This is a genomic window from Pseudomonas sp. G7(2022) (assembly GCF_052660475.1).
Genome location: NZ_CP109659.1, coordinates 177,980 through 199,850, shown reverse-complemented (window position 1 = coordinate 199,850; position 21,871 = coordinate 177,980). Strand labels below are relative to the sequence as shown.

General features: G+C 62.8%; 17 protein-coding genes. 4 read left to right on the top strand and 13 right to left on the bottom strand.

The genetic code is table 11. The features are described from left to right. Positions 1-67: 67 nt before the first annotated feature. From NE357_RS00840 to NE357_RS00820, 5 genes are read right to left on the bottom strand one after another with little or no spacing between them, the layout of a single operon-like run. Positions 68-1,510, bottom strand: coding sequence for an efflux transporter outer membrane subunit (locus NE357_RS00840; RefSeq protein WP_169428333.1), 1,443 nt, complete (start codon positions 1,508-1,510; stop codon positions 68-70). Beyond that, complete coding sequence (locus NE357_RS00835; protein ID WP_169428332.1) at positions 1,507-2,391, bottom strand: efflux RND transporter periplasmic adaptor subunit; 885 nt, start codon at positions 2,389-2,391, stop codon at positions 1,507-1,509. The genes NE357_RS00840 and NE357_RS00835 overlap by 4 nt, the downstream gene beginning before the upstream one ends. Further along, positions 2,388-2,597: a DUF1656 domain-containing protein gene (locus tag NE357_RS00830; RefSeq protein WP_007957657.1), complete on the bottom strand. Its 210-nt coding sequence runs from the start codon at positions 2,595-2,597 to the stop codon at positions 2,388-2,390. The genes NE357_RS00835 and NE357_RS00830 overlap by 4 nt, the downstream gene beginning before the upstream one ends. After that, on the bottom strand, positions 2,594-4,657 hold the full coding sequence (locus tag NE357_RS00825; protein ID WP_169428331.1) for an FUSC family protein: 2,064 nt from the start codon (positions 4,655-4,657) through the stop codon (positions 2,594-2,596). The genes NE357_RS00830 and NE357_RS00825 overlap by 4 nt, the downstream gene beginning before the upstream one ends. Next, positions 4,654-5,082: a MarR family winged helix-turn-helix transcriptional regulator gene (locus NE357_RS00820; RefSeq protein ID WP_011331882.1), complete on the bottom strand. Its 429-nt coding sequence runs from the start codon at positions 5,080-5,082 to the stop codon at positions 4,654-4,656. The genes NE357_RS00825 and NE357_RS00820 overlap by 4 nt, the downstream gene beginning before the upstream one ends. Before the next feature lie 173 nt (positions 5,083-5,255). Between NE357_RS00820 and NE357_RS00815 the strand changes: the two genes are divergently transcribed. Next, positions 5,256-5,456 (top strand): hypothetical protein, encoded by a 201-nt coding sequence (locus NE357_RS00815; RefSeq protein ID WP_169428330.1) that lies wholly within the window; start codon positions 5,256-5,258, stop codon positions 5,454-5,456. 9 nt (positions 5,457-5,465) lie between these two features. Here the strand turns inward: NE357_RS00815 and NE357_RS00810 are convergent, their stop codons facing one another. Together NE357_RS00810 and NE357_RS00805 are read right to left on the bottom strand one after the other, a co-directional pair. Further along, complete coding sequence (locus tag NE357_RS00810; protein ID WP_169428329.1) at positions 5,466-5,711, bottom strand: DUF2789 domain-containing protein; 246 nt, start codon at positions 5,709-5,711, stop codon at positions 5,466-5,468. 126 nt (positions 5,712-5,837) lie between these two features. After that, a complete protein-coding gene (locus NE357_RS00805) occupies positions 5,838-6,299 on the bottom strand; it encodes an aminoacyl-tRNA deacylase (RefSeq protein ID WP_085712631.1) in 462 nt (153 codons plus the stop codon). 174 nt (positions 6,300-6,473) lie between these two features. Here NE357_RS00805 and NE357_RS00800 point away from each other — a divergent pair, with 174 nt between their 5' ends. Both NE357_RS00800 and NE357_RS00795 read left to right on the top strand, forming a co-directional pair. After that, positions 6,474-7,022 carry an NfeD family protein gene (locus tag NE357_RS00800; RefSeq protein ID WP_169428328.1) on the top strand — a complete coding sequence of 183 codons (549 nt, stop codon included), beginning with the start codon at positions 6,474-6,476 and terminating at the stop codon, positions 7,020-7,022. A gap of 2 nt (positions 7,023-7,024) precedes the next feature. Continuing rightward, a complete protein-coding gene (locus NE357_RS00795; protein ID WP_169428327.1) occupies positions 7,025-7,783 on the top strand; it encodes a slipin family protein in 759 nt (252 codons plus the stop codon). Here the strand turns inward: NE357_RS00795 and NE357_RS00790 are convergent. The 6 genes from NE357_RS00790 to NE357_RS00765 form a co-directional block, all read right to left on the bottom strand. Then, a complete protein-coding gene (locus tag NE357_RS00790) occupies positions 7,749-8,723 on the bottom strand; it encodes a sulfotransferase family protein (protein ID WP_169428326.1) in 975 nt (324 codons plus the stop codon). The two genes, NE357_RS00795 and NE357_RS00790, sit on opposite strands and share 35 nt — an antisense overlap. Beyond that, complete coding sequence (locus tag NE357_RS00785; RefSeq protein ID WP_169428325.1) at positions 8,711-9,496, bottom strand: aspartyl/asparaginyl beta-hydroxylase domain-containing protein; 786 nt, start codon at positions 9,494-9,496, stop codon at positions 8,711-8,713. Before NE357_RS00785 ends, NE357_RS00790 begins: the two co-directional genes overlap by 13 nt. A 3-nt stretch (positions 9,497-9,499) precedes the next feature. Further along, a complete protein-coding gene (locus tag NE357_RS00780) occupies positions 9,500-11,014 on the bottom strand; it encodes a TolC family protein (protein WP_169428324.1) in 1,515 nt (504 codons plus the stop codon). 48 nt (positions 11,015-11,062) lie between these two features. Continuing rightward, positions 11,063-18,358: an Ig-like domain-containing protein gene (locus NE357_RS00775; protein WP_169428323.1), complete on the bottom strand. Its 7,296-nt coding sequence runs from the start codon at positions 18,356-18,358 to the stop codon at positions 11,063-11,065. A gap of 53 nt (positions 18,359-18,411) precedes the next feature. Then, positions 18,412-19,257, bottom strand: coding sequence for a sulfotransferase family protein (locus tag NE357_RS00770; RefSeq protein ID WP_169432579.1), 846 nt, complete (start codon positions 19,255-19,257; stop codon positions 18,412-18,414). A gap of 139 nt (positions 19,258-19,396) precedes the next feature. Then, positions 19,397-20,992, bottom strand: a complete 1,596-nt coding sequence (locus NE357_RS00765; protein WP_169428322.1) for a glycosyltransferase family 39 protein — start codon at positions 20,990-20,992, stop codon at positions 19,397-19,399. A gap of 240 nt (positions 20,993-21,232) precedes the next feature. On the opposite strand from NE357_RS00765, the gene NE357_RS00760 reads away from it, so the two are divergent. Next, positions 21,233-21,820, top strand: coding sequence for a phage tail protein (locus tag NE357_RS00760; protein ID WP_169428321.1), 588 nt, complete (start codon positions 21,233-21,235; stop codon positions 21,818-21,820). The last annotated feature ends 51 nt before the right edge of the window (positions 21,821-21,871 follow it).

Sequence of the window (21,871 nt, the reverse complement as noted above, 5' to 3'; positions counted from 1 at the left end):
GCAATGTGCACTGAAAAGGCGCCTGGTTCGGGGCGCCCTTTCAATACTTCAAAGCATAGCAACGGCCTCAGGGTTTGCTGGCGCTCGAGGCTTGCGTTCGTCCGCTTTCCCAGCCACCGCCGAGGGCGAGGAACAAATCGATCTGGCTCATGGCAACCTGAGTGTTGGCGGCGGCCAGTTGCGCAGTGACGTCGGTGTAGGTGCGAGTGGCTTGCAGGTCGGCGAGGAACGACTCGCGGCCCGCCTGGAAGAAGCGGTGAGTCTGGTCAGCCGCCAGCTTCGCCGACTGCTCGGCATCGGCCAGGGCGTCGCGGCGTTGCAGCAGCGCGGTGTATTGAGCCAGACCGGTCTGGGTTTCGCGGATGGCGTTGAGCACCACCCCGTCGAAATGCGCCAAGGCGCCCTGGGTCGAAGCTTCGGCCTCGCGGATACGCGCCCGGGCGCCGTTGGTCGGCACCTTCCAGCTCAGCGACGGGCCAAAGCCCCAGCGGTTGGTCGAGGGGTCACCAAGGTCGGAAACAATGCCGACGGTGCCGATGGTCGCGCCGATGCTGATGTCCGGGTACAGCTCGCCGGTGGCAATGCCGATCCCGGCGGTCGCAGCTGCCAAACGACGTTCGGCCTGGCGGATATCCGGCCGTCGTTTGAGCAGCGCGACGCCATCACCGACCGGCACCAGTTGGGCGATTTTCGGCAATTCAGCACAGGTCGCCGTGCCGGCCGGCAATTGATCGACCGGTTTGGCCAGCAGCATCGACAGACGGAACAACCCGGCCTGACGCGCCGCTTCATAGCGCGGCAGGTCGGCGCGCAGGGACTTGAATTGAGTCTGCGAGCGGGTGACCTGGGTTTCGTCCCCGCGTCCGGCATCACGCAGGCGCTGAATCAGCGTGGTGCTCTGGGATTGCAGGTCGAGGGAATGCTGGGCGATTTCCCGTTCTTCGTTGGCTGCGCAGACCTGGGTGTAGGCCCGAACCACGTCTGCCACCAAGGTGATGCGTGCGGTGTCGGCAGCGGCCTGGGTCGCGTCGGCGTTGGCTTTCGCCGCTTCGATCCCGCGCTGCAGGACGCCCCACAGGTCGAACTGGTAAGACGCGCTGATGCCGATGTCGGCGACGTTGGCCACCGGGACTTTCTCCGGCAGCAGAAATGCCTGACCGGATTCCTGCAAGCGCTGGGCACCCATTTTCACGCCACCGCTCCAGCCGCCGGCCGCCTCGGCTTCATCGACCTGGGCACGGGCCCGCGACAAGTTCGCCGCCGCCACCCGCAGATCGGTGTTGGAGGCCATGGCCTGCTGCACCAGTTGATCCAGACGCGGATCGCGATACAACCGCCACCAGTCCGCCGGCACGGGAGTGGAGACCACAGGTTTGCCGGCCACCGCCAGATCGCCCTGGAAATCCTTGCGCTGAATCGCCGCATCACTCGGCAGGTGATAGTCCGGCCCGACCATGGAACAGGCCGACAACATCACGCCCAGACCGGCGATCATCAGGGCCCTGCTCATTTCGCGGGCTCCTGCTGATCGTCGATGATCGAGACCGTGGCGGTACGCCCGGCAATCATGCGGAAGTCTTCCGGCACATCGTCGAAGGCGATGCGCACCGGAATCCGCTGCGCCAGACGCACCCAGCTGAAGGCCGGGTTGACGTTGGGCAACAGGTTGCTGCCGCTCGAACGGTCACGGTCTTCGATACCGGCGACGATGCTTTCGACATGCCCGCGCAAGCGGGCGCGGTCGCCGATCACGCGGATATCCACCGACTGACCGATGTGGATGCCGTCGAGTTTGGTCTCTTCGAAATAGCCGTCGATGTGGAACGAATTGCTGTCCACCACCGACAACACCGGACGCCCGGCGGTGACGAATTCCTGCGAGCGCGGCGCACGGTCGTTGACGTAGCCGTCCACCGGGCTGCGGATCACCGAGCGATCGAGGTTGAGCTGGGCGCTGTCCACCGTCACCAGCGCTTCGGCCAGTGCCGATTGCGCGCGGGCCACTTTCGACAGGCTTTCTTCCAGCTGTTCGGCCGGCACCAGATTGCCCAATCCACGGTTACGCTTGGCTTCACGCTGGGCCTGGGCGAGGGTTTCTTCACGGTCGGCAACGGCTGCCTTGGCTTGGCGCAATGCCAGTTTGAAACGGTCCTGGTCGATGCTGAACAGCACCTGGCCGCGTTTCACCAACTGGTTGTCCTTCACTTCGACCTGCTGGATCAGCCCGGACACGTCCGGGGCGATCTGCACGATGTCGGCGCGAATGTGGCCGTCGCGGGTCCAGGGCGCGAACATGTAATACATCACCATGCGCCAGACCACGACGACGGCGAAAGTCACGATCAGCAGCGTCAGGACGACGCGACCGAGGGTCAGAAACGGTTTTTTCATGTCATCAGGTATCGACTGAGTGAATCCACGCCGTACAGCATCACGGCGTAGAGAGCCACGTTGAACAATGCCCGGTGCCAGACCAGACGGTAGAAATGCAGGCGTGTGAGCACGCCGTGTACCAACACAAACAACACATAAGTGATGCCCATCAACACCAGCAGGGTCGGCAGGAAAATGCCGCTGATGTCCAGATCACCGATCATAGGGGCGCTCCTTCGGGCAGCGGTTCTTCGGGCTCGGCACTGGAGACGAATTCCACGCCGGGCAACAGCGCCAGGCGCAAACCGCTCAAGGCGTGCAACAGGTTGAGTCGGGTTTCTTCCTCGCAGTGGCCATTGAGCGCACGGCGGGTGCGATCCATGGTCATCAACAAGGCGCTTGGCGCCGGCAAGCGTTCACCGGCCTTGAGGCAGGCACGGAAATACTCGCCGACCTCGGACACCACTTGCTTGAGTAACGCGTTCGGCGCGCCCGTCACTCGCGGCGTATAGGCGAGCAGATCGAGCAGGTTCAGCCCCACGCGCACTTCGCGCATGGCGATGCCAGTGTCCTGGCCGGTCAGCGCCAGACGCGGCAGGTGCTGCATCAGGCGGTCGAGCAGTTGCACACCCAGATGCCGGTGTTCGGCGAGGGTGGCCGGTTCGGTCATGCTGACGATGTCTTTCCAGCTGAAACGGGTCAGGCGCTTGGCCGCCAGCTCGGCGCCGAACGGCCGGGCGATCAGGGTCCAGATAAACGCGAACAACAGCCCCATCGGGCCCGCCAGGTTGGAATTGGCGAATGCAAAGAAATCCGCGTCGTAAGCACCCGAAATGCTGATGAACGACGAGGTGTTGACCAGCGTCAGCAGCATGCCGAGGAAAAACCGTGGCTGGACCGTCAGGGTGCCGACACAGATGAACGGCACCGCAAATGCCAGCACCAGCATCGGAAAGTCATGCAAGTTCGGCAGCACCAGAAACAGGTACAGGCTGGCAAACAGCACTGACATCCCGGTCCAGAAAAAGAACCGGTAGATCTGTGGCGCCGGGTCGTCCATCGAGGCGAAGAAACTGCACGACACCGCCGCCAGAATCACCGCGCTGCCGCCGTCGGTCCACCCCAGCAGGATCCACAGTACCGAGGCGACGATGATCGCCAGAATGGTCGAGGCCACCGAATACAGCATCAGCCCACGGTCGAGGAATGGCGTCAGGCGGCCGAGGCGCCAGTGACGATAGACCGCGCGCCAGCTGTCCTGCCGTTCGCACAGGATCGCGCCCTGCAGACTGCGACAGTCCTGCCACAGATCGATGAATTCGCCGAGACGGTACAGCGCGTTGGAAAACAGCAACTGTTTGCGATCTTCGAGGGCTTCGGCGCTCGGTTGCAACGCTTCGAGCTGTTCCCGCAGGGTTTGCCAGCGCTCGAGGTCGGCGTCTTTGTGGCCTAGCCATTCGCGGGTGGCGGTGAGCAGCGGCGCGAATTTTTCCACCAGTTCCGGCGTGCGTCGTTCGAGGGCGTAAAGCGAATCTTCCAGGGCATCGATCACCGGCAGCAGGTGGATCATCCGCCCGCGCAGTTCCTTGGTGTTGCGCACCGTCTGCGGCCGCGCACCTTCGTGCGGCAACTGGCCGATCATCAACTCCAGGCTGTTGAAACTGCCGACCATGGCCATGCGCAGGGCGGTGACTTCTTCGGGATTTACGTCGCGGCTGAGGAATTTCAGGCTGTAGGTCGTGGCGTCGGCGAACCATTTGCCCACGGCGTCGTTGAACACCGGTGCCAGGCGTCGTGGCCAGAACATCGCACCGACCACCGCCGCCACGGCGATACCGAGAAAGATCTCTTCAGTTCGCGATTCGGCCACGTCCCACACCGCCAGCGGGTTATCCACCACCGGCAGGGCGATCAACGGCAAGGTGTAGCCGGCCAGCATCAGCGCGTAATTGTTGGCGGTCCGCAGATGCAGGGACAGAAACAGCAGAATCCCGGTCCATAACGCAATGACCACCACCAGCACATAAGGGCTCTGAACGAACATCGGCACGAACAGCACCGCCGCCGCTGCACCGAGAAACGTGCCGATGGCGCGATACAGCGCCTTGGAACTGGTCGGACCGAGGAACGGGCTGGAAACGATGTACACCGTGGCCATCGCCCAGTACGGACGCGGCATCTGCATGAGCAGGGCGATGTACAGCGCGATCATCGAGGCCGCGAACGTGCGGATCCCGTAGAACCAGTCCCGCGCTGGGGGCATGCCGGAAAAGAACCCGTTCACGGATTGATCACCGTTGGCGGAGTGGCCGCCTCAAAAGCTCTCAGTACCCGAAGCGTAGCCTCCAGATCGCGCTGGTCGATGCCTTCGAGCACTTCATGACGCAGGCGCACCAGTTGCGCCTCCACCGCTTGCACCAGCTCACGGCCGGTGTCGGTCAGGCTCAGGCATTTGGCGCGACGGTCCTGCGCATCTTCGGTGCGGCAGACAAAACCGGCGTGACACAACTGATCGAGCAGACGCACCAGCGACGGCGACTCCATCCCCGCCGCCTGCGCCACCTGTACCTGCCGCACACCCTCGCCCAGCCGCCCGATCATCAACAACGGGACGGCGCAGGCTTCGGAAATTCCATAGTTGACCAGCGTGGTCTGGCAGATCTTCCGCCAATGCCTGGCGGCCACCACCATGGCACTGCTGATGTTCATCTGGAGAGCGTCGAGGTTATTCGGCACGAGGGAATGCACACACTGTTAGTTTGCTAACTATCAATATGGCATTTGAGGGGAAATTCAGTCAAGTTTTGAAACAAATTGCTTTCAGCACAAGAAATGTTCCTCGCTGAAACTGCGCCGACACCGACATCCGAGAGCACTGAACCATGACGACGCAATTCACGCCCGAGAACCCGAATTCCGGACAACATCCGATTGAACGTCTGCCCGACACATCTGCGTACGCGGCATTTTTAGAGCAAAAAGTAAGAATCGCTCGTGAATCAATGGCCTGCGGAATCGGTTTATCCAATCTTGAAGTTGAAGCGACGTTCTCTTCCTTGAGAGCTATGACTGCCAAGGACTAGGTCTTGTCTTTATCCCGCCCGCCCTTTCCTCAACATCACATCCAGCTGATCCACCACCTCCGCCCAATCCGCATCATCGAGAATCTCGTCGCGCAGGAAATCCGCCTGGCTCTTGCTCCAGAAGAACGCATCGCACAGGTGCAGTTCGGGTTTGAGCGGGGAGTGGGCGGCGATGAACTGATCGATGCTGACCGGGTCGTTGTCCAGGCCCAGTTGTTTGAACAGGGACGGGAGGCTGTGCGTCGGGTTTTCCATTGTTCTGGTCCTTTGAAGATTCAGTGGATGCAAGAATTTCGCGAGCAGGCTCGCTCCCACAGGCTCAGCGCAGGACCTGTGGGAGCGAGCCTGCTCGCGATTAGCGTCGTCAAAAACGCCGCAAACCTACTGACTCAACTCCCGCACCTGCGCATGCGGCACCATTTTCAGAAACTCGGGCATGCTCATGTGCAGCAGATTGTTGTGGTTGCCGGCCTCCAGGTAGATGTCTTTCTGCCGGGTCACGAGCGGGTCGATGACCATGTCCAGGCCATAGGAATCGCCCAGTGGCGGCACCGCACCGCGTTCGCAGTCATCGAACAGGTGAGCGAGCGTGCTTTCGCGGGTGATCTGCCACTCGCCGCTGGTGCGCACCTTGCTCAGGTCCAGATGGCGGCTGGCTGGCAGCACGGCCATCAGGTAATGCCCGTGGTGATCGTCGAGGATCACCGATTTGGCCACCCGCTCCGCCGGGATCCCCGAAACCCGCGCCGTTTCCAGGCTGCTGCTCGAGTGCGGATGGGAAACGACGTCGTATTGGCATTGCGCCCGGGTCAGGCTGCTTTGCACTTTTCTTGCCATACGCATGATGCACCTCGTTGCCCGCCGACGCTGCGCGGCGAGCGATGATGAACGTTGTTCCTGTTCTGGAAAGTCTAGTCCGGCAAGCCGCGAACGAAGGTAAATCCGCCCACTGGCGAGGCCGCGCAATGATCAAAATTCATCCAGCCGCAGGCTCTACTAGACTGATAAGAGAACCCCATGACTCTCCCGGAGGGTCGCGTGAACACCCGATGCTGTGCGTTCGCCCTGATGCTGCTGAGCGGATCGGCCCTGGCGGCGGACACCTCACTTGCGGCCGAAAGCCCGATCGGCCTGTGGCTGATCACCCTGGGCATCACCTTGCTGATCGCCGAAGGCCTGCTGCCCAATTACGGCGTGATCGGCCTTGCCGGGATTGTCATGTTCGTGATCGGCGCGCTGATTCTGAGCAATGCCGAACTGCCGGTGCCAATGATGATCGGCCTCGGACTGGTCAGCGCACTGCTGCTGATCGCGTTGCTGGTTCGTGCCCTGAAGACCCGGCCGCGACACCCGGTCAGCGGCGACGCCGGCCTGGTCGGCAGCGTGACGGCCGTGACCATGGTGGAGTCGCGCGACACCCGCAACGGCTGGGTGCAATTGCAAGGAGAACGCTGGCAAGTGTCGAGTGCCACGCCGCTGCACGCCGGGCAACCGGTGCGGGTAGTCGGGCGCAAGGGCTTGTTGCTGCAAGTGGCCGCGACTGACGCGGCACCGCTCGGAGAGTGATCATGGGTCTGCAAATCGGTTTTGTCGCGCTGCTGCTGTTGCTCATTGCCCTGGCGGGCTCGACGTTCCGCATCCTGCGTGAATACGAACGCGGCGTGGTGTTCCAGCTCGGGCGCTTCTGGCAGGTCAAGGGGCCGGGGTTGATCCTGTTGATTCCGGTGGTGCAGCAAATGGTCCGGGTGGATCTGCGCACCATCGTCCTCGACGTGCCGCCCCAAGACGTGATCACCCGCGACAACGTCTCGGTCAAGGTCAACGCGGTGCTGTACTTCCGCGTGCTCGACCCGCAGAAAGCGATCATCCAGGTCGAAGACTTCCTGACCGCCACCAGTCAACTGGCCCAGACCACCCTGCGCGCGGTACTCGGCAAACATGAACTGGACGAACTGCTGGCCGAGCGCGAACAGTTGAACATCGACATCCAGCAAGTGCTCGATGCCCAGACCGACGCCTGGGGCATCAAGGTGGCCAATGTCGAGATCAAGCATGTCGACCTCAACGAATCGATGGTGCGCGCCATCGCCAGACAGGCTGAAGCGGAACGGGAACGGCGCGCCAAGGTGATCCACGCCGAAGGCGAACTGCAGGCCTCGGAAAAACTCATGCAGGCCGCCGAAATGCTCGGCCGCCAGCCCGGCGCCATGCAATTGCGCTACATGCAGACCCTGAGTTCGATTGCCGGTGACAAGAGCTCGACCATCGTCTTTCCGTTGCCGATCGAGTTGCTCAAGGGAATGGCGGATCTGTCGGCAAAATCGTGAGCCTGCGCAAGCGCTCCAGTGCGTCATAGGGCGCCCGCGCACAACGTTCCACTTGCGTGCGCAACAGAGTGGAAGCCTCAAGGCGTTTGCTTTCGCCATCGGCGACAAACGCCTGTGACGGCTGTTTCGCATGCTGCGCAGAAGCCGTCAGCGCCTGCTCACACTGCTCGGCATTGAGTTGAAAGAACCTCGCCAACCGTCCTGTCATCGCCTCAGGCAACTCGTTGTAATTCACCGCCAGCCCGTCGAAATCAGCGCAGTGCAAACACGCCGCGTCCAGCAGCCGTCCCAGTCGCCGGGCGATAAAATCCTCGCTTCCTTTGAATGGCAGGTCGTCGTCCAGCACGCACGCGCCGAGCAGGTCGGGCACCATGTGCATGCCTGGGCGACGCAGATGTGAAACGGCGATCTCCAGCGGATCGCGGTAGACAAACAGCCACGGCGTGTCGGGAAAACAGTCGTGCAATAACGGCCATTCGCCGATGTTCCAGGCATCGAGCTTGATCACCAGTCTCTGCTCCATCCCGCGCCGGCGCTGACCGTAGGCCGAGAGCAACCCGGCGATGGCCGCACGACGTTCAGCGGCCGGCAGATCGCTGCGCAGCAAGGCATCCAGGGGGGGCGCCTCGGAAATCACGATGTGATCGGCGAGCTGCGCCACCATCTGACTGATCAGCGTCGAACCACAGCGCGAAGCGTGCAGGATGAAAGCGCTCGGTGACAGGCCCGGGCTGAGTGCTTGCCAATCGGCAAGCGCCGACAAGGACGTCTGCCGGCGAAACGCCTGATTGAACGGCAACTGCAGCGCCTGCTCCACCGCCTCGCGAAAAAACGGCTGGTGCAGCGGCGTGTCACCGAACCAGCACCAGTCGACCAGCCATTGCCCGCCCTCTTTCCAGATGCGAATCGGCAGCCAGCCGTCGAAATTCAGGCTCGCCATTGTTCGTTCCACGAGCGGCGCCCGTTGCGCATCGCCGCCTGCAGTTCTTCCCGGGAGAATGACAAGCCGCGCTCGGCGGCCAACGCCAGGGTTCGGCTGATGAACGCTTCGGGATCACGTAGCGCCTGCAAGGTCGCCGACAACGACCGATCCACGGCCAGCAGACGCTGAAATCGCTGCAGCGCCGAGTCTTCGGCATCCGGCCGCGGTGTGCTTGGCAAACCGTCGGTCATCATCTGCTCCAGCCAGGCGCCGGGTCGGCAATCGAGGACCAGATGAATGCGTGCCGTACTGTCCCGATTGTCAACCCGGTGCGGTCGCGCAAGATCGAGAAACCAGCACTCGCCTTCCATCATCGGCATGCGCAGGCCATCGAGCCAGAAGTCCACCGCAGGCGGACTGAGCAGCGGAATGTGCAGTCGCATATCGGCGTTCTCACCCTCAAGATCGTAATCGCGATGCTCATGGATCTGCCCACCCGGCCCCAATCGCAGCAGCCGGGCACTGACGATCTCCAACGGCAGGTCGCGCAACGCCTGTTGCCAGCGGCGGTCATTCAACCAGGGGCGGCGCGGCACCGGTTCGGCGGTACCGGGTGACAACTCGGTCAAGGCATCGGCAGCGCAAATCAGCGCCACACCGCTCCAGTCACCGCTGAAATACGCGGTGTTGAAATGGCCGTGCCAGTCTGTGTCCTCGATCGCCGCCAAGGCCTGCAACAGCAACGGCAAATCCACAGAGACCGGCAGGCGCGAGTACGCTGGCCGACTCATCACTCACTTGGCAGCGGCACGGGCCGCCGGCACCGAAATATCCCCCGACGCCCACGCCGCTTCGCGGTTGGCCAGCGCCGTGGCGATCGACTGCACTTCAGTCGACTGCACCTGATCCGGCAACGGATCGAGGCCGGCACTGGCGAAGATCTGGCCATAGGCATTGCGCAGGTCGGCGTAGGACAGGTCACGGCGCAAGTCCGCTTGCAGGTTGTTCAGTTCGCCCTGGATCAAATCCAGCTCGCCGATGCCTGCCGCCTGATGACGGTTGCGCAACTGACCGACAATTTGCCCGTCGATGTCCGACAGTTGCTGGTTGGTCTTGAACTGGCGCAGCGCTTCCTGATAGTTGGCGTTGGCCACGTACAATTGCGCCAGCACTGCAATCGACATCGCCTGACGCCGTGCGGTGGCGACTTCTTCACCGGCCTTGGCCACATCGATGGCCGCCGGAGCGGAGATCACGTTGAACAGGTTCCAGGTCACTTTCACGCCATAGTCGGCCCAGCGGTCGTTCACCAGGAACGAGTTGCTGTCGTAGTGCCCGCCGGCGGAGAACTCCAGGCCCGGGAGCATGCGCAGCATGGCTTTGCGGGTTTCGGCAGCGCTGATCCGGGTCTGGTAATCCTGCTCGCGCAGTTCCGGGCGACTGGTCAGGGCTTCCTGTTCCAGTTTGGCGATATCGACCTTGAGTTCCGGGATCTGATAACCGTCGTCGGTGGCCAGCGTCAGGTTGGTGCCCATCGGCAGGTTGATCAGGGTCGCCAGTTCGGTTTTCGCCAGCGACAACGCGCGGCGCTGCTCTTCCAGCTGCCGGGTGGCTTCGATCAGTGAACGCTGGTATCCGAGGGACTGCACCGGATCGCCGATGCGCTGCTCGCTCATGCTTTCACTGTTGCGTCGGGCAGCGTCGACCCGTGCCATCAGGCTGTCGATCTGCTTGAGCAGACGCTCGGCTGCCATTGCCCGCCAATAGGCTGAACGCACGTCCTGGACGATGGTGTTGATCACCTTGCGACGACGCTCCTGGACGATCAAGCGCTGGTCGCCCTGTTGCTTGGCGTTGATGTAGCTGACGCCGAAGTCGAGAACGTTCCAGACCATGGTCAGGTCGGCGACGTTGCGGTCGCGGTCCTGGGAGGTCGACGGTTCCAGAGACTGAGTGCCGGTGCGCACACTCTGGCTGCTGGAGGCGCTGACGTTGTTGCGTCCGACGTAACCGGCGTCCAGCGCCATGCGCGGCAGCATGTCAAAACTGGCGAGATCGAGCTGCCGCTTGGCCAGCGCTTCCTCCATGATCTTCAAGCGACCTTCGAGGTTGTATTTCACCGCGCGGGCCATGGCCTGGTGCAGGGTCAACGGACCGCGCAACGGTTCCTGGCCCTTGTACATGGTTTGCAGGTCGGCTCGGGCCCGTTGCTCACTGACACTGCGTTCGATCGGTTCACTGGTGACTGCACATCCGCTGATCGCCAGCGCCAGCAGGCTGGCGCCGAACAACTTCTGACTTTTCTTCATCCCTGGATCGCCCCTAGGTCCCACATATTGTTGGATTGTTCTGGTTTGTCAGGCCGGTATTTCGCTGATGCCGACCTGTTGCAGCGCCGCGGCCAGGTTATCCACCCGGTGCTGCTCGCTGTCCTTGATCTGTTGCAGTTGCTGGCCCAGGGTCGGCGCGCCGAACACACCGCGCAGGCCTTGGGTAATGTCGCCGCCCTTGATCGAGTGACTGTCGAAGGCGTTCAGTGAATCCCGCTCTGTCTCGCTGTTCTGGTTGAACAGGCTGGAAAGGGTGCTGATACCGAACACGCCCCCATCTCCCCCGCCAAAGCCGAGGAAGCCGTGGCCCGAACCGTCGCCGCCGCTGTCACTGCTGGTGAACACCTGGGCAATGAAACTCGGGCTCAAGGCACCGTGGTTGATGAAGATGTCGCCCAATGGACGGATACCGTTGCCGATGACCCGCTGCTCGAACAGCGGCGGGAAGGTCAGCGGTGAACCGAGATTCCCGACAGGCGTCGTGAAGACCACCGGTTGCAGCGGTACGTTGGGCGGTGGCGGTGCCACGACCGGATCGCTGCTGCGAAACTGCGGATCCGGCGTCACCACCAGAGGAGACGTCGGTGGCACGGCCGGCACCGTGTTGATCACATAGTTGCCGGACTGACTGATCCCGCTGCCGCTGTTGCCCGACAGATCGCTGACCCCGGCACGGTTGACGCTGATCGCATTGCTGGCGCTGCTGACGTTGGCGTTTGGCGTCAGGGTCGCGGTCCAGGTCTTGCCGCCGTCGTTGCTGCTGAGGTTGGACAAGGTACCGTTGGCCACGCTGAGGTCCGACAGATCGAAACCGGTCACCGCTTCATTGAAGGTAATGAACACCTGCGACGTCTGGCCGACGCCCAGGTTCGGATTGGCAACCACTACCGTAGCGGTCGGCCGTTCACTGTCGAGGGTGTAGTTGTTCGACACCGCCACCGTGCTGCCGGCGTTGCCCGCCTGGTCGGTGACGTTGCTGGTGTCCAGGGCAATGAAGTTGCTCGGGTCGGTGACATTCGCGGTCGGCGTGAAGGTCGCGGTCCAGGTCTTGCCGCCGTCGCTGCTGGTCAGGTTGCTCAGGTCACCGTTGGTCACACTCAGGTCGGACAGGTCGAAATTGCTCACCGCCTCGCTGAACGTGAAGGTCACCGTGGTGGTCTGGCCGATGCCCAGATGCGGATTGGCGACCACAATGCTCACCGTCGGCCGGGTCGCATCGAGGAGGTAGTTGTTGGAGATGGCAATGCTCGCCCCGGCATTGCCGGCCAGATCCTGGACGCCGGCAGTGTCGATCAGAATCAGGTTGGTCGGGTCGTTGACGTTGGCTGTCGGCGTGAAAGTCGCCGTCCAGGTCACGCCACCGTCGCTGCTGGTCAGGTTCGAGAGCGAACCGTTGGCGACGCTGATGTCCGACAGGTCGAACCCGCTCACCGCTTCGCTGAAGGTGATGGTCACCGTGGTGGTTTCACCGATGCCCAGGCGGTTGTCGGCAACCACGATGGTGGCGGTCGGCAGCGCGGTGTCGATGGCGAAGTTGTTGGAATCGGTGGTGCCGACGCCACTGTTGCCCGACAGGTTGGCCACCCCGGCGTTGTTCAGGGTGATCAGGTTGCTGCTGTCGGTAATGTTGTTGGTCGGCGTGAACGTCGCGGTCCAGGTGATGCCACCGTCGCTGCTGCTGACGTTGCTCAGCGTGCCGTTGGCGATGGTCAGGTCGCTGTTGTCGAAACCGCTGACCGCTTCGTTGAAAGTGATGGTCACCAGCGAGGTTTCTCCGGCCTTGAGCGCAGTGTCGGCAATGACAATGGTCGCGGTCGGCACTTCGGTCTGCACCTGGTAATTGGCCGAGCTGGTGGTACCGCTGCCGGTGTTGCCGGCCAGGTCGGTGATGCCGGTGTTGTTCAGGACGATCAGATTGGTCAGGTCGGTAACGCCGATGTTCGGCGTGAAGGTGGCCGTCCAGGTGATGCCGCCGTCGCTCGACGAAACGTTGCTCAGGGTGCCGTTGGCCACGCTCAGGTCCGAGTTGTCGAAACCGGTCACCGCCTCGCTGAAAGTGATGGTCACCTGGGCGGTTTCGCCAGGGCGCAGATCACTGTCACTCATGACAATGGTCGCCGTCGGACGCTGACTGTCGACGGCATAGTTGTTGGAATCGGTGGTGCCGCTGCCGGCATTGCCCGCGAGGTCGGCGATGCCGGTGTTGTCCAGGGTGATCACGTTGGTGGTGTCGGTAATCCCTGCCGCCGGGGTGAAGGTCGCGGTCCAGGTAATGCCGCCGTCGCTGCTGCTCACGGCGCTCAGCGTGCCGTTGGCGATGATCAGGTCGGCGTTGGTGAAACCGGTTACCGCTTCGCTGAACGTGATGGTCACCAGACTGGTCTGGCCGACGCCAAGCGCGGTGTCGGCGACCACGATGGTGGCAGTCGGACGCTGAGTGTCGACCGAATAGTTGTTCGAATCGGTGGTGCCGCTGCCGGCGTTGCCGGACAGATTCTGCACGCCGGAGTTGTCCAGCGTGATCAGGTTGGTGGCGTCGGTGACGTTGCTGGTCGGGGTGAAGGTCGCCGTCCAGGTAATGCCGCCGTCGCTGCTGCTGACTGCCGACAACGTACCGTTGGCGATGGTCAGATCGGCGTTGGTGAAACCGGTCACCGCTTCACTGAAGGTGATGGTCACCAGCGAGGTTTCGCCGATTTTCAGGCTGGAGTCGGACACGATGATGGTCGCGGTCGGCAGCACGGTGTCGATGGTGTAGTTGGGCGAACTGGTGGTGCCGCTGCCGGTATTGCCGGCGAGGTCGGCGATGCCGGTGTTGTTCAGGACAATCAGGTTGGTGGCGTCGTTGACGCCCACGTTCGGCGTGAACGTCGCCGTCCAGGTGATGCCGCCGTCGCTGGACGTGACGTTGCTCAAGGTGCCGTTGGCGACGCTCAGGTCGGAATTGTCAAAACCGGTCACCGCTTCGCTGAAAGTAATGGTGACCAGCGAGGTTTCTCCGGCACTCAGGCTGCTGTCGGAGAGCACGATGGTGGCGGTCGGGCGCTGGCTGTCGACGGCATAGTTGTTGGAATCGGTGGTGCCACTGCCGGCGTTGCCCGCGAGGTCGGCGATGCCGGTGTTGTCCAGGGTGATCACGTTGGTGGTGTCGGTAATCCCTGCCGCCGGGGTGAAGGTCGCGGTCCAGGTAATGCCGCCGTCGCTGCTGCTCACGGCGCTCAACGTGCCGTTGGCGATGATCAGGTCGGCATTGGTGAAACCGGTCACCGCTTCGCTGAACGTGATGGTCACCAGACTGGTCTGGCCGACGCCCAGCGCGGTGTCGGCGACCACGATGGTGGCAGTCGGACGCTGAGTGTCGACCGAATAGTTGTTCGAATCGGTGGTGCCGCTGCCGGCGTTGCCGGACAGGTTCTGCACACCACTGTTGTCGAGGGTGATCAGGTTGGTGGCGTCGGTGACGTTGCTGGTCGGGGTGAAGGTCGCCGTCCAGGTAATGCCGCCGTCGCTGCTGCTGACTGCCGACAACGTGCCGTTGGCGATGGTCAGGTCGGCGTTGGTGAAACCGGTCACCGCTTCACTGAAGGTGATGGTCACCAGCGAGGTTTCGCCGATTTTCAGGCTGGAGTCGGACACGATGATGGTCGCGGTCGGCGCCACGGTGTCGATGGTGTAGTTGGGCGAACTGGTGGTGCCGCTGCCGGTATTGCCGGCGAGGTCGGCGATGCCGGTGTTGTTCAGGACAATCAGGTTGGTGGCGTCGTTGACGCCCACGTTCGGCGTGAACGTCGCCGTCCAGGTGATGCCGCCGTCGCCGCTGCTCACCGCCGTCAGGGTGCCGTTGGCAACCACGATGTCGGCATTGCTGAAACCGGTCACCGCTTCACTGAAGGTGAAGGTCACCAGCGTCGTTTCACCGGCCGTGAGGGTGCTGTCGGCAACCACAATGGTCGCGGTCGGACGCTGGGTGTCGATGGCATAGTTACCGGAGTCGACAGTTCCGCTGCCGGCGTTGCCGGCCTGGTCAGAGACGCCGGTCTGGTCCAGGGTGATGACGTTGGTGGCATCGGTGATGTTGCTGGTCGGCGTGAAAGTCGCCGTCCAGGTGACACCGCCGTCGCTGCTGCTCACCGCACTCAACGTGCCGTTGGCAATGGTCAGGTCGGCGTTGGTGAAACCGGTCACCGCTTCGCTGAAGGTGATGGTCACAACCGAGGTTTCGCCGATTTTCAACGCGTTATCGGACAAGGCGATGGTCGCGGTCGGGCGCACGGTATCGATGGCGTAATTGTTCGAATCGGTCGTGCCGCTGCCGGCGTTGCCGTTCAGGTCAGCGATGCCGGTGTTGTTCAGGGTAATCAGGTTGGTCGCGTCGGTGATGCTGGCGGTCGGCGTGAAGGTTGCCGTCCAGGTGATACCGCCGTCGCTGCTGCTGACCGCCGTCAAGGTGCCGTTGGCAATGGTCAGGTCGGCGTTGGTGAAACCGGTCACCGCTTCGCTGAAGGTGATGGTCACCAGCGAGGTTTCGCCGATTTTCAGGTTGTTGTCGGCCACCACGATGGTCGCTGTCGGCCGCGCGGTGTCGATCGCATAGTTGTTGGAGTTGGTGGTGCCGCTGCCGGCGTTGCCGGCCAGATCGACGACCCCGGTGTTGTCCAGGGTGACCAGGTTGGTGGTGTCGGTGATGTTGGTGGTTGGCGTGAGCGTGGCGGTCCAGGTGACGCCGCCGTCGCTGCTGCTCAGGCCGGTCAGGGTGCCGTTGGCCACCGTCAGGTCGGCCGTGGTGAAGCCACTGACCGCTTCGCTGAAGGTAATGGTCACCAGCGAGGTTTCTCCCGCCGCCAGGTTGGTGTCGGCCACAACAATGGTCGCGGTCGGCCGCACCGTATCGATCACATAATTGACCGAATCGGTGGTGCCGGTGCCGGCGTTACCGGCCAGGTCGGCAATACCGGTGTTGTCCAGAGAGATAAGGTTAGTCGTGTCGGTGATGCTGGCGCTCGGGGTGAACGTCCCGGTCCAGGTAATACCGCCGTCACTGCTGCTCACCGCGCTCAGGGTGCCGTTGGCAATGGTCAGGTCGGCGTTGGTGAAGCCGGTCACCGCTTCACTGAAGGTAAAAGTCACCAGCGAGGTATCGCCGATTTTCAATGCCGTATCCGACATCACGATGGTCACGGTCGGGCGCGCCGTATCGATCGCGTAGTTGACGGAGTTGGTCGTACCGACACCCGCCACACCGTCGCTGATCGCGTTCACCCCGGTGTTGTCGAGGGTGATCAGGTTGGTGGCGTCGGTGATGTTGTTGGTCGGGGTGAACGTCGCGGTCCAGGTCAGGCCGCCGTCGCTGCTGCTGACCGCTGTCAGCGTGCCGTTGGCGATGGTCAGGTCGGCGTTGGTGAAACCGGTCACCGCCCGGCTGAAGGTGATGGTCACCAGCGAGGTTTCGCCGATTTTCAGGGCGGTGTCGGACATCACGATGGTGGCGGTCGGTGGTTCCACATAAGCGGTGTTGAGTGTGCCGCCGTTGTTGTAGATCGCCGCGAAGGCCAAGGGTACAGAGCCCGTTACGCCGCCGCCCAGTTCTGCGCCACCGGAGCCGCTGCCCGCCGCGTTGCCAGTGATGGAGCTGAAGTTGGAGGCCGTGATCAGTACCGTGCCGCCCTGGTTCCAGATTGCGCCGACACCCCGTCCGCCGTCGCCGCCGTTCAGGTTGTTGCTGCCCTGGCCGCTGCCGCCACCGCCACCGCCGCCCGCACCGATGTTGTTGCTGATGACCGAGGTGCCGACGATTTTCAGGGTCCCGGTGGAGGCGTTATAAATACCGCCGGCCGCATTGCCGCCGACGCCGCCGACCTTGTCCCAACCGGCGCCGCCACCGCCGCCGCCAATGGAAATCGTGCCGTTGTTGGCGGTGCCGCCATTGCCGCCGTTGCTGTAATAGGACACGCCGACACCACCGGCGCCGCCGATGGTGGAGCCGCCACGACCGCCCATGTGGGTCGCATCGTAGCCACCGCCGTAGCCGCCGACACCGCCGCTGCCGGCCTGGCCACCCAGCGTACCGGTGCCCGGCCCGGCCGTGCCGCCATGACCGCCGCCCTGACCACCGAGGCCACCGCCGCCGCCACCGGCACCGCCGTAGAACGCACCGGTCACACCCCCGCCACCGCCACCACCGGCCGCCGCGTTACCGGTCACCGAAACGTTGTTCAGGGTCAGGATGCCGGCGTTGAAAATCCCGCCGCCCATGGCCCCGGTCGCGCCATAGCCGCCATTGCCGCCGTTGCCCGAGACCAGGCCCCGGGTGATCACCAGACCATCGAGGGTCACGGTGCTGCCGGAGGTGATTTCCACCACCCGGGTCTTGTACTGGCCATCGAGGGTGACGTCGGCGACGCCATCGTTGTTCAGGTCGCCATCGACCGTGATGCTCTTGTTGATCAGCAATTCCGAGGTGAGCTGTACCGTCATGCCGGTGCTGAAGGTCACGATGTCGCCGTTCTGCGCCGACGCCAGCGCTGCCCGCAGCGAGCCGACCCCGGTGTTCGCGTTGTTGGTGGCAGTCCAGGTGGCGAGGCCCCACTGGTACTCGCTCATCGACAAGGTCGACAGCACGTTGGCGCTCTCGATCTTGCCGGTGGCGATCTCCAGATCCCAGTCACCGCCCACACCGGTGCGGTTGTTCGACGCCGCCACGTCACGACCGGTCAATTGCGCCAGCGAGTCGACAAAGCTCAGGCCACGGTCACCCTCGGCGGTGTAGCAGCCGTAAATGAGGATGTCGCCACCAACGTTCATGTCCTTGCCGATTTCCGCCAGCACCGCGCTGCGCTGCGCGACGTTGTCCGCCGACAGGTAGCTGTTGCCCAGCCACAGGTCACCGGCGTTGCCGTGGGCAATGATTTGCACCGAGCTGACGCCCGAATGCTGGTCGAGATAGTCGGCGATCTGCTGCAAGCCGTCCTTGCTCGCGTCGAGCTTGACCACTTGCGTCCCCGGGGCGACGCCTTTGAGCAGGCTGTCGGCATCCTTGACCCGGCCATCGACGAACACCACGCTTTGCCCAGGTACCGCCACCGGGCTGACCGCAGGTGTGGCATCGGCCTGGCCGTGGGTGTCCTTGCTGACCGACGGATGATCGGCCGTGGGTGTCTTGGCCGCATCGGCAGCGGGATGGCTGTCGGCCTGGGCGGCTGTGTCAGCGACAGTGGCCGCCACGGCGCCGTCGAACAGCAGGCGCGGTTCCAGCGACATGATCAGCGGCGCCGCCAGCGTCCGTTGGCTTTCGGTTAACCGCGACTTTTGCTTGCTCCACCACATGTTGCTCACCCGGACTCGAACAGTTGTAAACGCATCAATGAAAAACGCCGCGATCAACTGATCGCGGCGTCGGACTTCATACGAATCACATTGGCAGCGCTGGCTGAGCCATCGAGCCAGAAGGACAAATCGGCGTATTGCTTGAACAGGTCCGGCGGCAGAATCGTGCGCCGCGACTGCAGGGCGACCTTGGGTTTGACCTTGTGCAGGCCGGCCACGCCCAGGGCCTGGTCGAACTCCGGCGCGTCATAGGCCAGGTGGTCGAAATCGTGCTCGAACCAGGGTTCGCCAATGAAGTCGTAGACCAGCCGCAGCACCCGCTCGGGGGCCTGGGTCAGCAGGTCGTAATCAACGATCAGCAGCGAATCGGCGTGCTCGCCGTAATAGGCTTCCTTGAGCGCCGCCCAGGCGAATCCCACCAGGCGGTTGCGCTGGGCCAGGGTTTCGCAGCGGCTGTAGACCGTGTTGCGCTCGACGGCATCGCCGAACAGCTTGGTGTTTTCATAGGGGTCGGCGCGGTACAGCCGCTCCAGACTGTCCATCACCCAGGCGACGTTGCGCACGCAGGCGATGACCTTGGCTTTGGGGAACAGATCGTTGATCGCCGGCAGGCGCGAACTCCACTGCCGGTTGGTGTCGAACACCACCGGTTTGTCGGCCTTGTCGGCGTAGTAGGAATCGAACAGCCCGCGCAGCAGGCGACGGCGCATGTCGGTGTCGATCACCGCACCGAATTCGCTGCCGGCGCTGCATTGTTCAAGGACACCGGAGAACAGCGCGCCGACCGGACTGGTCATGCCGGCATGAAAGCGCGGGTTCTGCAAAAGAATCGCAGACAGGAGAGTCGAACCTGAGCGCGGCAAGCCGGAGATAAAGTGGAACTGCTGCAATCCCTTCACCATTACTTTGTAAGTCCTTTTATCCGACGAGCGTAGTCCAACAATAACCTTTCGACTAGTAGTGTTTTGATATCAACATAGAGCAAAACGGACTTGTAATGTCATTTCTTATCGCGAACAGTCAGGTGAAGCGTTTAAGTCACTCTCCGTTGGTACGATCGTCCTTTTCCATAACGAAAAGTCGCGCTTTCGCCCCGCCAGCACTGGACTGATCACGCAACTGCCAGCTCTTGGGCAGAGGCAGGAACGGGTCCGCCACTTCCGGGTCCAGGTCACCGATCAACCAGACCCGGGAGCTGTTTTTCGGCAGATCGGCGAGACGATCCAGATAAACCTCATCGGGCACCAGTGTGCCGAAACCGTAATGGTTCGGACGCGTCGAGCGCCCGTCGGCGGCGGGCGGTGTGTACAGCCTTACCTGAGCATCGGTGCGGTTGTAGTAGACGTAACTCAGGTACCAGAGCATGTCGCTGGTAACGATCCGGTCACCACTGACGAAGTGATGGTTGATGTGATCGACCATGACATTGAGCTGGTCATCGGGATCGACCGTGGCGTTGGTGTTCACCCCGACCATTTCGATCCCGACAAACGACACCAGTACCACCGCCGCCAGCACTCGAGCGCGGCTGTACAAACGGTCGATGGCCAGCGCCACCAGCATCGGCAGCCCCAGTGCGTAGGCCGTCAGATAGCGCTCGATGAACACCGGGCTGATGAACGACACCGCGAACACCAGAAACAACGGCACACCGGTGTAGAGCGCCAGCAGCACGCTGCCATGGTTCACGCTGCGGTCACGGGCCACGGCCACGCCCGCCAGCGCCAGCATGGCCAGCGGCATGCCGCCGAACAGCAACACCGGAAGATGATCGCCTTCGTTCTGGATCAGCCACAGCCAGATCATCGACGGCAGTGAGGACAGGGTCACCGGATCTTCCCAGCCCACATCGCCACCGACCTTGAGTTCTTCCATGTGCTGCGTCAGATCGAGCAGGTTCGGCAGCCACGGCAGGTAGAGTGCGACGATCGCCAGATTGGCCAGCCACCAGTCCTTGCGCTGGATGTGCCGCAGGCGATAACCCGGCAACAGGCGGATCAGCCCCAGGTACAGCCAATGGCTCAGTGCCGCCAGCACGGCGAAATAATGGGTGTACAACGCGGCGCTCATCAGCAGCGCGTAGATCACCAGATACCGTCGGCGCTGCGGGCGTCTGACCCAGCAGATCAATGCCAGGGTGGTGCCGAGCAGCAACAGGCCGAGCAGCGAGTACATGCGCACTTCCTGGCTGTAGCGCACCGCCGTCGGCAGCAGCGCCAGCAGTACCCCGGCGATGATGGCGGCACGACGGGTCGCCAGACGATCGACCAGACACATGCCCAGACCGACTGTGGCGATGCCGGCCAGGGCACTGAGGCTGCGGATCGACAGAATCCCTTCGCCAAACAGACTGACCCAGCCGTGCAGCAGCATGAAGTACAACGGCGGATGCACATCGAACGCCGCATGTTCCCAGATACCGCCCAGCGTATAGCGCGCCAGCAGCAGGCTGGAGCCTTCGTCGCCCCAGATCGCGGCGGCGGTCAGGTCATAAAAACGCACGACTGTCGCCAACAGCAAAATCGGTATCAGCCACTGCTGGCGAACCCAGCGCAGCAGACGCCGGACACCGGCATTTGGTGCGGCAAACGGGTCCTGGGTATCCCCCAGCGGAGTCTCGCGACGCGCTTCCATCAAGCTTCCCTTAGATTTTTCGAGTACAGAACAGCCTCAATCATTGCGCTCACTGTAGGCCAGCGGCGAAGTCGACGCGCGGCCGCGACGACGTCCGGCAAGTCCGTCGATCCGGGTCTACGCTACGGCTTGGCGTGACCTGCCTGCGCAAACGGAAGGCGCCAGCAAAGCCTTTCCACCTGCCCGACAACACAGGCTAACGCGCGGCGCGCCAACCACATAACAGAAGGATGAGGAACCATGGAAGTCTTTATGGGTACGATTCAACCGTTCGCCTTCAACTTCGCCCCCAATGGCTGGGCCCTGTGTAATGGACAGACCCTTTCCATTGCGCAATACAACGCGTTGTTCGCGTTGCTGGGCACCTACTACGGCGGCAACGGCACGACCAACTTTCAGTTGCCCAACCTGCAAGGTCGCGTGCCAATCGCCCAAGGCAACGGTCTGGGCCTGACGCCGCGCATCATCGGCCAGGTGGCTGGCACGGAAAGCGTCACCGCCACCATTGCCAACATGCCCAACCACACCCACGCGATGACGGGTCTGAGCGCCAACACGGCCTTGTCGCTAGCGGTCCCCGCCAGCAATCCGGCGACTGTACCGACTGCCACCAATTCCTACCTCGGTGCCTCCGGCGGCGGCCCCGGCTCGGCGAACATCTATTCCGACGCTCAGGGCGCCACGCCAGTGCCACTCAAAGGTGTGACCACCACCGTCACCGGGGACATTTCCTCCACCGGCGGCAGCCAGCCGCTGGGCATCATGAACCCCTTCCTGGTCCTCAACTTCAGCGTTGCCCTGAACGGTCTCTTTCCGTCGCGCAACTGAGCAATCGTCCGGGGGCCCCGAGCCCCCGGACGTTTCGTTTTTTCTCTGGAG

What these genes read in the sequence shown, in the direction of transcription:
- NE357_RS00775 (WP_169428323.1), bottom strand. Translation starts at nt 18,358, where the DNA reads ATGTGGTGGAGCAAGCAAAAGTCGCGGTTAACCGAAAGCCAACGGACG.
- NE357_RS00835 (WP_169428332.1), bottom strand. Translation starts at nt 2,391, where the DNA reads ATGAAAAAACCGTTTCTGACCCTCGGTCGCGTCGTCCTGACGCTGCTG.
- NE357_RS00810 (WP_169428329.1), bottom strand. Translation starts at nt 5,711, where the DNA reads ATGGAAAACCCGACGCACAGCCTCCCGTCCCTGTTCAAACAACTGGGC.
- NE357_RS00765 (WP_169428322.1), bottom strand. Translation starts at nt 20,992, where the DNA reads ATGGAAGCGCGTCGCGAGACTCCGCTGGGGGATACCCAGGACCCGTTT.
- NE357_RS00815 (WP_169428330.1), top strand. Translation starts at nt 5,256, where the DNA reads ATGACGACGCAATTCACGCCCGAGAACCCGAATTCCGGACAACATCCG.
- NE357_RS00785 (WP_169428325.1), bottom strand. Translation starts at nt 9,496, where the DNA reads ATGAGTCGGCCAGCGTACTCGCGCCTGCCGGTCTCTGTGGATTTGCCG.
- NE357_RS00780 (WP_169428324.1), bottom strand. Translation starts at nt 11,014, where the DNA reads ATGAAGAAAAGTCAGAAGTTGTTCGGCGCCAGCCTGCTGGCGCTGGCG.
- NE357_RS00830 (WP_007957657.1), bottom strand. Translation starts at nt 2,597, where the DNA reads ATGATCGGTGATCTGGACATCAGCGGCATTTTCCTGCCGACCCTGCTG.
- NE357_RS00790 (WP_169428326.1), bottom strand. Translation starts at nt 8,723, where the DNA reads ATGGCGAGCCTGAATTTCGACGGCTGGCTGCCGATTCGCATCTGGAAA.
- NE357_RS00760 (WP_169428321.1), top strand. Translation starts at nt 21,233, where the DNA reads ATGGAAGTCTTTATGGGTACGATTCAACCGTTCGCCTTCAACTTCGCC.
- NE357_RS00800 (WP_169428328.1), top strand. Translation starts at nt 6,474, where the DNA reads ATGACTCTCCCGGAGGGTCGCGTGAACACCCGATGCTGTGCGTTCGCC.
- NE357_RS00840 (WP_169428333.1), bottom strand. Translation starts at nt 1,510, where the DNA reads ATGAGCAGGGCCCTGATGATCGCCGGTCTGGGCGTGATGTTGTCGGCC.
- NE357_RS00795 (WP_169428327.1), top strand. Translation starts at nt 7,025, where the DNA reads ATGGGTCTGCAAATCGGTTTTGTCGCGCTGCTGCTGTTGCTCATTGCC.
- NE357_RS00820 (WP_011331882.1), bottom strand. Translation starts at nt 5,082, where the DNA reads ATGAACATCAGCAGTGCCATGGTGGTGGCCGCCAGGCATTGGCGGAAG.
- NE357_RS00805 (WP_085712631.1), bottom strand. Translation starts at nt 6,299, where the DNA reads ATGCGTATGGCAAGAAAAGTGCAAAGCAGCCTGACCCGGGCGCAATGC.